Below are 14,898 nucleotides of genomic sequence, written 5' to 3' on the forward strand. Positions count from 1 at the left end.
ATCAGCTTTCGGGCGGCGCGGGAACCGGCTGCAACGGCAATTTGGGCGCCTGCACCTGCGGCTGGGTCGGCACCACCGGCGGCGGCGCGCCCGGCGTTCCCGGAACAGCCGGGGCCGGCGCAGCAGGCGCGGGCGCGGAAGCCGGCGCATCGGGCAGGATCATGTCCGACGGCCGCTGCATCGGCGTGGCCGGCACCTGCCCCATTGGCGCGGGCGCGGTCGGCGCCGGCGGTTCATGGTCGTTCAGATCATCGCCGCCGACCGGGCCGACCAGCTTCACCGTCGCGCCGAAGCGCTTGCGCCATTCCTCCAGCCGCCGCAGATAATCCTCATATTCCGCCCAGAAATCGCGGAAGGGCTGCTCCAGCTCGTCCAGCGCCTTGGGCGCATAGGCGGCCAGCGCCTCGGGCGTCAGCCCGTTGATGATCGTCATCGTCGCCACCGCCTTCTGGCAGAAGGCCTTCTGCGCCGGCGGCAGGGCGAAGAAATTATAGACCAGCGTGTTCAGCACTTCGCGCATGCGGATCGCGCTGCTGCCGTAACGCTGCTGATAGCTGACCTCCAGCGTGTCGTTGGCGCGCTTCAGCGACGCGCCATGCACGGTCAGCATCTGGTTATACAATATGCGCGTCTGGCCATTGGTCTCGGGACAGCCCAGCGCCGCGACGTTCAGCCCCATGCGCACATGCCACAGCGCCTGGTCGCCCTGGGAATCGCGATTGGGGGTGATGAACTTCCCGGCCTCGTCCTTGTCCGGCGGCACCATGTCGGGCGCGGAATTGCGCGGCGGGGTCGGCATTACCGTAGGCACCACCGCCGGCGGCGGCGTGGGCGGCACTTGCTTCACCGGCGTCGCACAGGCCGCCAGCGCCGTCAGGGCAAGCAGCGACAGACGGGAAGACAGGGAACGTGGCAGGAACATCAACTACTCCGACGATCTGGCCCGACCAACATGCCGGGCATTTCCACCGGAGGAAATATGCTTAACGCGCAGCCAAGGACGGCCCCGCCTGTGGTTCACCGCTGAACCCCCGCCCGGTTGCTGTTAAAAGCCCGCTATCCCAATTGGTTGCAATGCGGCAAGCCGAGCATCGCGAAAAAGGCCGGAAATAGCCGATTTTTCTCAGTCGGCGCGCGCCAGCAGGCGCGGCAGCGCCCCCTTCGGCACCGTCACGCCATCATCCGCGATCAGGTCCGCCCGGCTCAGCCGGACCTCCAGCACCACCGGCGCCATCGCCAGCGTCCGCCCCGAACGCCATGCCGCCAGGTCGGTCTGATAGCGGGCATAGGCATCGAAGAAGTCGGTGAAGGGCTTTTCCAGCGCGGCGAGGCCGGTCGGCGCATAGGCCAGCAACTGGTCCGCGGGCAGGCTGTTGACGGTCGCCCCCACCCGCACCGCCTCCGCGCAGAAGGCCGCCTGTGCCGGCGGCAGCGCAAAGAAATTATAGACGATAGTATTCAGCCGCTCGCGCTGCGCGATCGCGCCGCCGCCGAACTGCGCCTTATATTCCCCCTCGACCTGCGCATTGGCCCGCGTCAGCGCCGCCCTGTGCCGGGCCAGCAGCGCATTATATTGCAGCCGCGCCGCGTCACCGTTCCCCTGGCAGGACAGGGCCGCCACATTCAGCGCCATGCGCATATGCCACAGCGTTGCCGGCCCGCTCAGATCGCGGTTGGGCGTGACGCGCAGGCCATCGGCGCCGATCGCCGGTATCTGCATGGTGGCCGTCGCGCCCATCGGCGGCAGCGGCTGGGGCACGGGCTGTGCCCGCACGGGCGCAGGCGGCGGCGCAACCGCCACCTCCCGCTGCCCCGCGCAGCCCGACAGCAGCGCAATCCCGCCCAGCGGGCACAAGAGCAGGTGACGGATCGAGGCACGCATGGACGGTCTCCGGCAAATCTGATGCCGGAAACCATGCCCGATATTGGTTAAAAGCCGATAAAGCCTGTTTTCCAGGCAGCAGGGATCAGGCCGCGCGGCGTTCCAGCGCCGTGGCGGCTTGCGCCATCAGCTCGGCGATGATGTCGGCAACCGGCTCTTCCTTGGTCACCATGCCGACCGACTGGCCCGCCATCAGCGACCCGCCCTCGACATCGCCGTCGATCACCGCCTTGCGCAGCGCGCCGGCCCAATAATGCTCGATCTGCAACTGCGCCTCGCCCATGTCGACCGCGCCGCTGTCCAGCAGGTTGGCGACTTCGCGCTGCTTCGCGGTGAAGGCTTCGGTGCCGGCATTCTTCAGCGCGCGCACCGGAATCACCGGCAGGCGTGGGTCGATCTGCACGCTCGCAATGGCATCGCGCGCCGACGCGCGGAAGAAGGCCTTCTTGAACGCGGGATGGGCGATGCTCTCGCTCGCGCAGGCGAAACGGGTGCCCAGTTGCACGCCGGCCGCGCCCATTTCCAGATAGGCGGCGATCGCCTCGCCCCGGCCAATGCCGCCGGCCACGAACACCGGAACCTGCTGCGCCATTTCGGGCAGGATTTCCTGCGCCAGCACGCTGGTCGCGACCGGGCCGATATGGCCGCCTGCTTCCATGCCCTCGACCACCAGCGCGTCGACGCCCGATCGCACCAGCTTCTTCGCCAGCGCCAGCGCGGGCGCAAAACAGATCAGCTTCGCGCCATTGGCCTTGATCGCCTCGATGCTGCCCTTGGGCGGCAGGCCACCAGCCAGCACGACATGACTCACCTCATGCTTGGCGCACACCGCGATCAGGTCGAACAGCTGCGGATGCATGGTGATCAGGTTCACGCCGAACGGCTTGTCGGTCAGCGCCCTGGTCGCCGCGATTTCCGCGTCCAGCAGTTCGGGCGACATCGCGCCACAGGCGATCACGCCGAAACCGCCGGCGTTGGAAATGGCCGACACCAGATGCCGCTCGCTGACCCAGCTCATCGCTCCACACAGGATCGCGCTCTCGCAGCCGAGAAATTCGGTGCCGCGGGCCATCAGGGAAGCGAGTTTGGCAGTGGTCATCGTCATATCCTACAACATAAAAAAGCCCCTCCCTTTCAAGAGCGGCTGGTTGGCCATGCCCCCGGCATGGCCTAAACAGCGCGGGGCGCTGTTTACCTGCCGCTGGGTTGGGGTGGGTAGCGAGCAAAGCGAGCTTCCTCCCTATCCACCAAGGCAGGCGGCGATTGCTGACGCAATCGCACCCACCCCCATGCCCCTCCCTAGAAGGGAGGGGAGTATGTCTGTCAAGCCGCCGGGGCGTCCAGGCCATAGGCGGTATGCAGCACGCGCACCGCCAGTTCGGTCTCGTCCTCGTCGATCAGCACCGAAACCTTGATCTCGCTGGTGGAGATCGCCTCGATGTTGATGCCGCGCTCGGCCAGCGTCTTGAACATGGTGGCGGCGACGCCGGCATGGCTGCGCATGCCCACGCCCACGACGCTGATCTTGGCGACTTCGGTGTCGGTGATGATCCGGCGGAAGCCGATCGCGTCCTTGTTCGCTTCCAGGATGTCGACGCTGCGGGCCAGGTCCGCGCGCGGGACGGTGAAGGTGACGTCGGTCTCCTCATTGTCCTTGCTGTCATTCTGGATGATCATGTCGACGTTGATCGCCGCATCGGCCAGCGGGGTGAAGATGCTGGCCACCGCGCCCGGCTTGTCGGGCACGCGGGTGACGATGATCTTCGCCTCATTCTTGTCATGGGCGATGCCGGTGATGAGCTGACGTTCCATCTTGGTTTCCTTGAGCTTGGCTTCCAGTTCCTCGTCGCTCACGATCAGCGTGCCGGGGAGGTCGTCCTGGGTGGGATCATCGAAGGAGGAAAGCACCTGCACGACCACGCCTTCCTTCATGGCGAGGCCGACCGAGCGGGTCTGGAGCACCTTGGCGCCGACCGAGGCCAGCTCCAGCATTTCCTCATAGGTGACGAGGTCCAGCTTGCGGGCACGCGCCACGATGCGCGGGTCGGTGGTGTAGACGCCGTCGACGTCGGTATAGATGTCGCAGCGATCGGCCTTGACCGCCGCGGCCACCGCGACCGCCGACGTGTCCGAACCGCCACGGCCCAGCGTCGACACCCGGCCATCGTCCATCATGCCCTGGAAACCGGGGATGACGGCGACCTGGCCGGACTGCATCGCCGCGATCAGCGCATCGGTCTCGATCGTGCTGATGCGCGCCTTGGCATGGGCCTCGATCGTGCGGATCGGCAATTGCCAGCCCAGCCAGCTGCGCGCGTCCACGCCGATCGCCTTCAGCGTCATCGCCAGCAGGCCACTGGTGACCTGTTCGCCTGCCGCCACGACGACATCATATTCGGCCGGATCATAGAGCGCCGAGGCTTCCTTGCAGAAGCCGACCAGGCGATCGGTCTCGCCGGCCATGGCCGACACCACGACCGCCACTTCATGGCCCTGGTCGACGACATGTTTGACGCGCGCGGCCACGTTGCGAATTCGCTCCATCCCCGCCATGGAGGTGCCGCCGAATTTCATCACGATGCGCGCCATTTGCTTGTCGAACCTGTCCTTTAAGCGTTTTCGAAGCAGGTGGAACACCTGCTGACTTCAGAAAACGCGACCAACAAAAGATATGGAGCAGCCGAGCCGATGCAATCGGATCGGACATTGCTCCAATTGTGAAACAAAATGTCCCAAAGGGGCAAAACGGCTGCCCTATTAGCAGCCGCGACGGATATGGCAAGCAATCCCGCCATCCGCTCGCCCACCTTGCCGCTGCCCGCGCTCCTACATGCCCCGCCTTCAAAGACATAGCTATGACAGCATGGCACATTGGCCTTCCCGCCGCCCGCTGCTAGAACGGCGGCACGGGTGCTTCGCCACCCAGCAAGACCCAAGGTGCATGATGACTGAGACGACCGCGACGATCGACCCGAAGGAAGCCGCCCATTTCGGCACCATGGCCGCCGACTGGTGGGATCCCAAGGGGTCGAGCGCGATGCTGCACAAGCTGAACCCGGTCCGCCTCGCCTATATCCGCGCCGCGATCGACCGGCATTGGGACAGCGACGATCATGGCTTCCGTCCGCTCGCCGGCAAGCGCGCGCTCGATGTCGGCTGCGGCGCCGGTTTGCTCGCCGAACCGCTCGCCCGCCTCGGCGCCAGCGTCACCGGCCTCGACGCAGCGCCGGAAAATATCGCCGTCGCTGTCGCCCATGCACAGGGCCAGGGCCTCGCCATCGACTATCGCGCCACTCCGGTCGAGCAGGTCAGCGATACCGGCTATGACCTCGTCACCTCGATGGAAGTGATCGAACATGTCGCCGATCCCGCCGCCTTCGTTCGCGCCCTCGCGGCCAAGCTCGCGCCCGATGGCCTGATGATCCTCTCCACCCCCAACCGCACACCCATGTCCCGCCTCGCCATGATCACCATCGGCGAAAGCATCGGCGGCATCCCGAAGGGCACGCATGACTGGTCCAAGTTCATCACCCCCGATGAGCTGACCGCCTTGCTCGAAGATGCCGGCTTGGAAGTCACCGACAGCAGCGGCCTCGCCTTCGATCCGGCGCGCGGCTTCACCCTGTCGGCGAACACAGCGATCAACTATCTTCTGACCGCGCGCCACAAGGGCTGAAAAGGACTCGGGCGCGCCAGCCTCAAGTCGACCGTCCCGCCATGGTCGACATGTGCCCCCGCCATCCTGCGCCATGCCGGCCCGCGCACCGGAATAGCGCGCGGTTTTCCGTGACTTCTTCCCTTCCCCTGCCATCCAGCGCCAGAGAGGCCGCCCAAGAAACGCTGTTCTCACGAAAAGCATTTGCAACTAAATTTTAATTTCCAAACATCTTAAGCATCTAAATGGCAAATTCATTTGTAAAATTGTCATTTCATCTTTCGCCTGATAAAAATGCGGGTGCAGACATTGCCGGGTCGCCGTCTGCACCTTCGACCGCATGCGGGCCGACCAACGACGTCCTTCCCGCCCCCGGCCGATCATCCGCTCTCAGGAGATCGAAACATGAAACTGCTTTTTTGCCTCTGCCTTGCCGTGCCGCTGCTGCTGCCGGCCGCATCCCGCGCCCAATCATCCGCCCCCTCGATCGACGTGACGGCGCCCACCACCGCCCCGCCCACGCTCGACCGCTGGGTCGAACGCACCGGCAACATCCTTTCCAACCGGCTGCGCTATCCCACCATCCTGTCCGGGCCGGAGGAAGGCATCGTCCAGGTCAAGTTCGCCTGCAGCGACAGCGGTGCGCCGGCCGGCATCGCCCTGCTCAACTCGTCCGGCTCGCGCCAGCTCGACAAGGCGGCGATGCGCGCCATCCAGAGCATCCCGACCCTGCATCCGCTCCCCGCCGGCATCGGCGCCGGGCAGAATTATGTCGCGACCATCCTCTTCGCCACGACCCAGGCCAGCTACAACCGGCAGATCCGCGATCTTCAGCGTCAGGCGCTCGACAATAATGCCCGCTTCGCCCGTCGCGCGGGTGGACCGGCCATGGCCATCGCCCTGCTCGACACGCCGGACACCCCGCGCGCTGTCAACTGAGCCAGGCTCTGCGGGCGCGTGAAAGGGGCGCGCCCGCAGTCCCCCTCGCTGCGCCCCGTGCGATTGCCCCGCGCGTTGCACTGCCCGCCGGCTGATGGCATCACCAGCCGATCGGGACAGCCGCTTGAGCCCGCGGCACAGCGAGGGGGATCATCCTATGGCCATAGACCCGCGGATCGACGTCTATATCGCCGCCCAGGCGGACTTCGCCCGCCCCATCCTCATCCATATCCGGGCGCTGATGCACGCCGCGTCGCCGGACATCGGCGAAGCGGTCAAATGGGGCATGCCCTTCTTCACCTACAGGGACCAGAATCTCGCCAACATGGCCGCCTTCAAGGGCCATGCCGCCTTCGGCTTCTGGCATGACAAGGTTGGGCGTGAAGGCGCCAGCGACGACGCCATGGGCCAGTTCGGCCGCCTCACCACCCTTTCCGACCTCCCCTCCGATGCCGACATCGCCGGGCTGATCGCGCAGGCCATGGCCCTGATCGACGCCGGCGATCGCCCACGCACCGGCCCCAAGGCACCAAAGCCGCCTCTGCCGGCCCATCCCGCCCTCGCGGCCGCCATCGCCGCCAACCCGGCAGCGGCGGCGATCTGGGCCATCTTCCCGCCCGGCAAGATCCGCGACTATTGCGAGTGGATCAATGAGGCGAAGACCGACGCCACCCGCGACAAGCGCATCGCCCAGGCCGTCGACTGGATTGGCGAGGGCAAGGGCCGCAACTGGAAATATGAGAAGAAATAGGGACTTACTTCCGTCCCTCCCGCGGCTCTGCGGGCCAGCAATTGGTGCAGCGCCGCCAGCAACTGACACCCGGCATCGCTGCCGCCGGCTTCAGCCCCGGTTCGGGATGCAGCCCTGCCAATATCTCCGGTGAGACGCCCTCTGGCGCGGCGCGGCTGTGACACATCAGGCATCGGGCGCGATAGGCTGCGCGCGTCAGGCCGGAATGATCCTCCTGTGCGCGCGGCCGCTCCGGCATGACGAGCAGCATGCCCGCCACCCCCATGAAAATGGCCATGCCCCGCGCGCATATCGTGCGGGGCATGGCCATCCTGTTCGGCGACCTGTTTAGAATTTTTGGCCGAACCTTATGCCGAAGAATTGCGGCTTGATCGTGAAGGTGCGCGAGCTGTTGGCGCAGAAGTCGATCGAGCAGAAGGTGTTGCGCGTCAGTTGCCCACGCTTGTCGAAGGCGTTCTGCAGGAACAGGGTGACGCTCCAATTATCCTTCTTGATCCCGCCCGAAAAATCGAAGCTGACAAAGCCCTTGGTATTGCCCAGCAGCTCGTTGCTCTCGACGTTCAGATCCTGCGTCGCGCCGGTCTGGTAGAGCGCAGCGCCCTGGATATAAGCGGCATAGTCGCCCAGGTCGGTGTCATAGCGGATCGATGTCGTGCCCTTGAAGCGCGGCTGGCGCGGCAGGCGGGTGCCGTTGGCTGCCGCAACCTGCGGCGTCGGCGGGCTCGATCCTTCCACGAACTCGCCCAGCGTACAACTGCTCAACTGCGCAATGGACTCGGTCTCGGTATTGAGCGCGAAGTTGCAGAAATCGCCTTTCAGCTTGGCATCGTTGAACGCGCCGGAAGTCGAGATCGTCACCTTGCCCAGCCGCAGGTCGGCATCATATTCGATACCCTTGACCTCGGCCTTGCCGGCATTGCCGGTCATGCCCGCGCCCTGTGCGCCCGACACGACCACGCCATATTGGATATTGTTCCACTTCTCATAATAGACGGCGGCGTTGAAGCGGAAGATATTGTTCCAGGTGGTCTTCACGCCGACCTCGAAATTGGTCAGCGTTTCCGACTTGAACGGCGCGACATTGACGATCTTGCCCAGGCTGCGGATGCGCAGAGGCCGGTTGAACCCGCCGGGGCGGAAGCCGGTCGAATAGTTGAAATAGACCATCTTGTCGGGCTGAAACTGCCAGTCGAGCGCGACCTTGTGGGTCTCGCCATCCTCCTTGTAGCGGCCGGTGCCGTCCGCCGCATTGGGGTTGGTGTTGACGCAGGTCAGCCGCTCGTCGTCGGGCAGCGGCGTGGTGCAGCCCACGCCTGCGGCCGATCCGGCCACGCCGGCAAAGCCCCGAACCTTATAGTCGGTCCAGAAATAGCGGATGCCGCCGGTCAGCTTCAGCGTCGGCGTGATGTTGTAATGGCCTTCGGCGAAGATCGCCTTGTCATGATAGAGCTGGTCCTGCTCGACATAATAGAAGGCGTCGCCCTTCACCGCCTGGGTGCCCAGGATCATCGTACCGAGCGGATTGCCATTGGCGTTGATGACGTCGCTGGTATCGAAATAGGGATTGCCGTCCTCGTCATAGGCGATGCCATACATGGCCGGCACGCCGATCAGCCCGCCCGCCACATCGCCGCCGCCGGTCGCGGTATAGCCGGTGATCGTGTCGAGCCCACGGATCGCATAGCTGGTGTTCAGCTCATTCTTCTGCCGCTGGTAGAAGCCGCCGACGGTCACGTCGAACGGCCAGTCCTTGGGCGTCGAAATCCGCAATTCCTGGGTGAATTTGTTGCGGTGCGTGTCGGCATGATAATATTGGGTCGGGTTGATCATCTGGCACTGCTGGCTGGCGCCGGAGCCGGTGCAATTGTCGAAAAATTGCAGATAGCTTTCATAGCCCGGCCCGAAGCCGTCATAGGTGACCGTGTAATAGGTATAGTCGTTCAGCGTGCGGGTGCGGCGCTTGAAATAGCCGGTAGCCGAGACGATGTCCCAGTCGCCGATATGGCCATGGATCGACAGCGCCGCCTGATACCAGCGATCGTCATTCTTGGTCTGGTCATAGTCATGGACCTCCAGGTCGCCGACCCGCGGATCATAGCCGAAATAGCCGCGCGCCACCTGCTTCTGGGCCGTGATCTCGGGCGTGATGTCCCAGCCCTCGGTCGGCTGCCACAGCAGCTGGAAGCGGCCGCCAAATTCGCGGATGGTGTTGTAATCATCCTTGGCGATGTCGCTATTGTCGAGCGTGTAGGATGTGTTGGGGTTGTTGTCGCCCAGTGTCAGGGTCGACGAACTGCCATCGTTGAACGTGCCGTTGTTGGGCGTATTGTCGATATAGCCGCCGTCGCGCCGATAATAGCCCATGGCCCGCACCGCCAGCGTCGGCGCCAGCGGCACGTTGATGTAGGATTCCAGCTGGCCGCCGAAATCGCCCTTGCCATATTTATTGGCTTCCACGTCATAGCCGAACTCGAACTTGTCGAGCTTGGGCTTGTTGGTGATCAGGCGGATGGTGCCGGCCAGCGAGCCCGCGCCATAGAGCGTGCCCTGCGGCCCGGACAGCGCCTCGACGCGTTCCAGATCATAGGCATGGATGTCGGGCACTTCGGTGCCGGTGATCGGCATGTCGTCCAGATAATAGCCGACCGAGGCATAGGCGCCGCCGGCGGGCACGATACCGCGGAAGAAGGCGGTGTTGCGGCCGGGGCCAATGCCCTCGAACGAGACCGACGGCAGCAGGGCGGCGAAATCGCTCAGGCCCTTCACCTGTCGTTCCTGCAATTTCTCCGCGCCCAGCGCCTGCATCGAAATCGGCACCTTCTGGATGCTCTGCGCGCTGCGCGTCGCGGTGACGACGATCTCGCCCAGCCCCTGTTCGGCCTCTGCTGCTGCGGCATCGGCGGCGGCGGCATCGGCTGCCGGGGCCTGCGCCAGTGCCGGCGCAGACAGGATCATCGGTGTAAGGAACGTGCTCGTGCCAAGCGCGCAGAACGTGCGCACTCTTCGCGAGCGGAGACGAATGGCCATACGAATACCCCCTGATACGCGTTGCGACTCGTCCTCTCCTGCGAAATTCGCCCGGTGCTCCGGGTCTCCTTCCCTGACGCGTTCGCACGGCCTCGCGCACCGGCGGCCGACAGGGCGAAGGATGCCCCGCCCGAAAGAGAGACTCTTTCAGGATCGCCGCCAGACGCTGGCCACGCTGTTTATCTGTTCCATAATCCCCGGACAGTTCGCTTTTGCAGCAATCAGAACAACTGTCCTAAATTCGATACTGCCGATCGGACACGCCCTGTCAAGCGGCTGTTCGGCGACTTTTTGAAACTTTTACGACAAGCTGACTCGACGCCTGCCTGCAGCCGACATAAGATTTTGAGCAGTCGCACAAATATGAGGGGCTATGGGGAACGCGTCCGCCGTACCGGCAACCGACAGCATCCAGACGGCGCTGGCAGACGCTGCCGCCCAGCTCGACGCCCGCCCCGATGCGGCATTGGCGCAGGCCGAGGCGATCCTGCGCCGGGCCGGACGCCTGCCCCCCGCCGAACTGCTGATCGGCCAGGCGCTGCGCCGCCTCGGCAAGCCCAAGGCCGCACTGGCCCGGCTCGCCCCCCTTGCCCGCCAGCATCCCAATGTCCCCGCGATATTGTGGGAACTGGCCCAGGCCGCGCAGGAAGCCGGCGACCAGCGCCAGGCGATCGGCGCGCTCGAAAGCCTGACCCGCCAGCAACCCGGCGTCCCCGGCGGCTGGTTCCTGCTGGCCGGGCTGCTCCGCGCGAGTGGGCGGGACAGCGACGCCTGGCGCGCCGACCTGTCGGGCGTCCATGCCGCCTCGCGCGATCGTGACCTGCTGGCAGCGGCAATGGCGATGAACGAGGGGCGACTGGACGACGCGGCCACGCTGCTGTCGGCGCGCGCAGACCGCCTGGCCGACGATCCCGCCGGCACCCGCCTCATGGGTGAGGTGCAATGGCGGCGCGGCGACATGAATGCGGCCCTGGCTCATGTCGAGCGCGCCGTCGTGCTGGCACCCGGCTTCGACCTCGCCCGCGATTTCCTCATCCGCCTGCTATTGCAGAACAACCGCCTGAGCGAAGCGCTGGCCCATGCCGAAACCCTTGCCCGCTCGCCGATCCATAATCCGGGCTATGACCTGATCCGCGCATCGGTGCTGGTGCGGCTGGGCGATCAGGACGCCGCGCGCGCCATCTATGAAAACCTGCTGGCCGATCGGCCCGACCAACCGCAGGTCTGGCAAAATCTGGGTCATGCGCTCAAGACGCTGGGGCGACAGGCCGACGCGGTCCATGCCTATCGCCAGGCGGTCCATCATCGCCCGACCATGGGCGAAGCCTGGTGGAGCCTCGCCAACCTCAAGACCGTGAAGCTCGACGCTGCCGACATCGCCACGATGGAGAAAGCGCTCGAAACCCTGGCCCGCGATGGCCAGACGGAGGGCGAGGATGTCTTCCACCTCCATTTCTCGCTCGGCAAGGCGCAGGAGGACCGCAAGGCGGACGAAGCCGCCTTCCGCCATTATGACGCCGGCAACCGGCTGCGCCGCGCGATGATCCGCCATGATGCCGGCGAATTTTCCGCCGAAGTCGCGGCCACCGCCACGACCTTCAGCGCGCCCTTCATCGCCACCATGGGCGATGGTGGCTGCCCCGCGCCCGACCCGATCTTCATCGTCGGCCTGCCGCGCGCGGGATCGACATTGGTGGAACAGATCCTCGCCAGCCACAGCCAGGTCGAAGGCACGATGGAACTGCCCGAGATGATGATGATCGCCAGCCGCCTGCAATCGCGGGTGGACGATGGCGAATTTGCCGATTTCGCGGCCATGGCGGCGTCGCTGACCCCGGCCGACCGCCGGCGTCTGGGCGAGGAATATGTCGAACAGACCCGCGTCCACCGCCAGAGCGGCAAGCCGCGCTTCATCGACAAGATGCCCAACAACTGGCAGCATGTCGGCCTCATCAAGCTGATCCTGCCCAATGCCAGCATCATCGACGCGCGGCGCCATCCGATGGGCTGCTGCTTTTCCGGCTGGAAACAGCATTTTGCCCGCGGCCAGGCCTTCACCTATGACCTCACCGACATAGGCCTTTATTATCGCGACTATGTCGCGCTGATGGCCGCCTATGACGCGGCCGCGCCGGGCCGGGTCCACCGCGTCATCTACGAACAGATGGTCGCCGACACGCTCGGCGAGGTCGACCGGCTGCTCGCCTATCTCGGCCTCGATTTCGAGGCGGCCTGCCTGTCCTTCTGGCAGACCGACCGGGCGGTGCGCACCGCCAGTTCCGAACAGGTGCGCCAGCCCATCTACACCGGCGGGGTCGATCATTGGCGGCGATTCGAACCCTGGCTGACCCCGCTGGCCGACGCGCTCGGGCCGATCGCGCAAAGCTATCCCGACCTGCCGCCGCGCTGATCATGCGCGCCTTTCATCCCCTCCCTTCCAGGGAGGAGCCGGCGGTGGGTGCTCCGCGAAGCGGCGGCCTGCGCACAAGTGGGCAGAAGCGCGCTAAACCGCGCCATCCTCCCCCCGTCGCGGAAAGCGCACGCGGATATGCGTGCCCGCGCCGCCCTCGACAATCTCCACCTGCGCGCCCATGCGCGACGCGGCGGACTGGACGATGGCAAGGCCCAGCCCCGTCCCCTCCGGCGCGCTGGCGCCGCCCACGCGAAAGAAGCGTTCGAACACCTTGTCGCGATGCTCCACCGCAATGCCGGGGCCGTCGTCGCTGACCGTCATCAGGGTCGCGTCCTCGCCCTGCGCCAGCGCGATCGTCACCGTGCCGCCGGACCGGTTATAGCGGATGCCATTGTCGACCAGATTGGCCAATATCTCGAACACCAGCGTGCGATGCGCCTCGACGCGATAGCTTTCCGCGTCCGACGCTTCCAGATTGAGTTCGACCTGCGCCTGGATCGCCTGGTTGATCAGCCGGTTGACCACCACCGCGCTCACTTCCTTCAGGTCCACCGTCTCCAGCGGCGGCGATGCGCCCGCCTCCTCGGCCCGCGCCAGCGCCAGCAACTGCGTCACCAGCCGCTCCAGCCGCTGCGCCGCATCGGCAATTTCATCGAACGCCTCGCGCGATCCCCGGCGCGCCAGCTCAATCTGCACCTTCAGCACCGAAATCGGCGTGCGCATCTGGTGCGATGCATCGGCGGTGAAACGGCGCACGCCCCCCGTGGCCTGGTCCAGCTGGCGCAGCAGCCGGTTGAACGCCCGCGCCAATGGCCGCAATTCGCTCGGCAACGGCCCCGCTTCGAGTGCCGAGAAATCCGGCCGCGCGCCGCCATCGCGCACCTCGACCGCGCGCCGCAGCCGCAGCAACGGCCGCAGGCTCCAGCCCAGCGCCGGCCGCAGCAGCAGGATCGCCACCCCCACCAGCGTCAGTTCGCCGATCAGCAGCGCGATCATCAGCCGGTGCATCAGCGCCCGCCGGTTATCCAGCGTCTCGGCCACCTGCACGATCACCGGGTCGGCGATCCGCGGCAGGCTGCGCTTCACCTCGCCGATGCGGATGTCCTGCCCGCGATACCGGGCAAAGCGGAACCGCGGCTGATCGACCGGCATGGTCCGGGGATCAGGAGCGGGCAGATCGGCATAGCCGGTCAGCAGCGTGCCACCCACCGCGATCCGGTAATAGACATTGTCCCGCTCGCTATTCTCCAGCATGCCGAAAGCGGCGGGCGGCAGGTCCAGCGTCACCTCGCCCCGCTCCACCTGCACGGTTTCGGCGATCGCGCCCAGCGCGCCGCCCAGCACCCGGTCGTTGGTCCGGCGGACGACGTCGGAAATCAGCGTCGCGCCGCCCACGCCGATGATCGCCGCCGCGCCCAGCATCGGTCCCAGCATCGCCGCCAGCAGGCGGGTGCGCAGGGCAATGGCCCGCCCCTCGCCTGATGGCCGTCCCTCATTGGGCATCGAGCATATAGCCCACGCCGCGCACCGTGCGGATGCCCGGCCCGTCAGGCGCCAGCTTGCCGCGCAGCCGGGTCACATGCACCTCGATCGCATTGCTGCCGACCGGCTCGTCAAAGCCGAACACCTCGCCGATCAGCAATTCGCGCGGCACCACCTGTCCGGCCCTGGTCGCCAGCGACTCGAGCACCGCCAGCTCGCGCCGGCGCAGGTCCAGCGCCCGTCCGGCGACATCGGCGGCGCCGGTCGATCGATTGATGGTCAGCGGCCCGACCGTGATTTCCGGGGTCGGATCGCCGCCCCGCCGCCGCCCCAGCGCCCGCACCCGCGCCTCCAGTTCCTGCGGTTCGAAGGGCTTGCGCAGATAATCGTCGGCGCCCAGGTCCAGCCCCCGCACCCGGTCGTCCAGCGCATCGCGCGCAGTCAGCATCAGCACAGGCACTTTCTCGCCGCGCCGGCGCAATTCCGCCAAGACGGTGAAGCCGTCGATATCGGGCAGGCCCACGTCCAGTATCACCAGCGCATAGGGTTCCCCGCCCACCACCGCCAGCGCATCCTCGCCGGTCGCGACATGGTCCACCGCATGGCCGCCCGCCCGCAGCAGGGCTGCAATGCTGCGCGCCAGTGCGGCGTCATCCTCGATCATCAAAATCCGAATAGGGCACCCGATGCTGAAAGGTTGATGACAGCTTGGCTTCGTAACTGCCTCTCCCAATCCGACAGAAGAACGG

At 65.9% G+C, this 14,898-nt stretch carries 12 protein-coding genes; 4 read left to right on the plus strand and 8 right to left on the minus strand.

The window, feature by feature from the left end; translation table 11 throughout:
- Position 1: 1 nt before the first annotated feature.
- From AC0KVN_RS09720 to AC0KVN_RS09735, 4 genes are all read right to left on the minus strand, one after another.
- A complete protein-coding gene (locus AC0KVN_RS09720; RefSeq protein WP_435566787.1) occupies positions 2–922 on the minus strand; it encodes a hypothetical protein in 921 nt (306 codons plus the stop codon).
- Positions 923–1,123: 201 nt separating this feature from the next.
- Complete coding sequence (locus AC0KVN_RS09725) at positions 1,124–1,882, minus strand: hypothetical protein (protein ID WP_435566788.1); 759 nt, start codon at positions 1,880–1,882, stop codon at positions 1,124–1,126.
- 85 nt (positions 1,883–1,967) lie between these two features.
- Positions 1,968–2,981 carry an NAD(P)H-dependent flavin oxidoreductase gene (locus AC0KVN_RS09730; protein WP_017501365.1) on the minus strand — a complete coding sequence of 338 codons (1,014 nt, stop codon included), beginning with the start codon at positions 2,979–2,981 and terminating at the stop codon, positions 1,968–1,970.
- A gap of 224 nt (positions 2,982–3,205) precedes the next feature.
- Positions 3,206–4,471: an aspartate kinase gene (locus AC0KVN_RS09735; protein WP_004208043.1), complete on the minus strand. Its 1,266-nt coding sequence runs from the start codon at positions 4,469–4,471 to the stop codon at positions 3,206–3,208.
- 352 nt (positions 4,472–4,823) lie between these two features.
- On the opposite strand from AC0KVN_RS09735, the gene ubiG reads away from it, so the two are divergent.
- The 3 genes from ubiG to AC0KVN_RS09750 all read left to right on the plus strand — a co-directional run bounded on the left by ubiG (position 4,824) and on the right by AC0KVN_RS09750 (position 7,227).
- Entirely contained in the window at positions 4,824–5,558 is a 735-nt protein-coding gene (gene ubiG, locus AC0KVN_RS09740; protein WP_435566790.1) for a bifunctional 2-polyprenyl-6-hydroxyphenol methylase/3-demethylubiquinol 3-O-methyltransferase UbiG, read from the plus strand.
- A gap of 384 nt (positions 5,559–5,942) precedes the next feature.
- Positions 5,943–6,476, plus strand: a complete 534-nt coding sequence (locus AC0KVN_RS09745) for an energy transducer TonB family protein (RefSeq protein ID WP_048937694.1) — start codon at positions 5,943–5,945, stop codon at positions 6,474–6,476.
- Positions 6,477–6,633: 157 nt separating this feature from the next.
- Positions 6,634–7,227, plus strand: coding sequence for a YdeI/OmpD-associated family protein (locus AC0KVN_RS09750; protein ID WP_435566791.1), 594 nt, complete (start codon positions 6,634–6,636; stop codon positions 7,225–7,227).
- Between the two features lie 4 nt (positions 7,228–7,231).
- Here the strand turns inward: AC0KVN_RS09750 and AC0KVN_RS09755 are convergent, their stop codons facing one another.
- Together AC0KVN_RS09755 and AC0KVN_RS09760 are read right to left on the minus strand one after the other, a co-directional pair.
- Complete coding sequence (locus AC0KVN_RS09755) at positions 7,232–7,531, minus strand: hypothetical protein (protein WP_483656088.1); 300 nt, start codon at positions 7,529–7,531, stop codon at positions 7,232–7,234.
- A gap of 23 nt (positions 7,532–7,554) precedes the next feature.
- A complete protein-coding gene (locus tag AC0KVN_RS09760; RefSeq protein ID WP_161734215.1) occupies positions 7,555–10,182 on the minus strand; it encodes a TonB-dependent receptor in 2,628 nt (875 codons plus the stop codon).
- Between the two features lie 445 nt (positions 10,183–10,627).
- Here AC0KVN_RS09760 and AC0KVN_RS09765 point away from each other — a divergent pair, with 445 nt between their 5' ends.
- Positions 10,628–12,664 (plus strand): tetratricopeptide repeat-containing sulfotransferase family protein, encoded by a 2,037-nt coding sequence (locus AC0KVN_RS09765; RefSeq protein ID WP_483656089.1) that lies wholly within the window; start codon positions 10,628–10,630, stop codon positions 12,662–12,664.
- 93 nt (positions 12,665–12,757) lie between these two features.
- On the opposite strand, the gene AC0KVN_RS09770 is transcribed toward AC0KVN_RS09765, so the two are convergent.
- Both AC0KVN_RS09770 and AC0KVN_RS09775 read right to left on the minus strand, forming a co-directional pair.
- Positions 12,758–14,170: a sensor histidine kinase gene (locus tag AC0KVN_RS09770; RefSeq protein WP_435566794.1), complete on the minus strand. Its 1,413-nt coding sequence runs from the start codon at positions 14,168–14,170 to the stop codon at positions 12,758–12,760.
- Entirely contained in the window at positions 14,160–14,813 is a 654-nt protein-coding gene (locus AC0KVN_RS09775) for a response regulator (protein ID WP_004208051.1), read from the minus strand. The genes AC0KVN_RS09770 and AC0KVN_RS09775 overlap by 11 nt, the downstream gene beginning before the upstream one ends.
- Positions 14,814–14,898: the final 85 nt, after the last annotated feature.

Source organism: Sphingobium sp. SG1, from assembly GCF_057063145.1.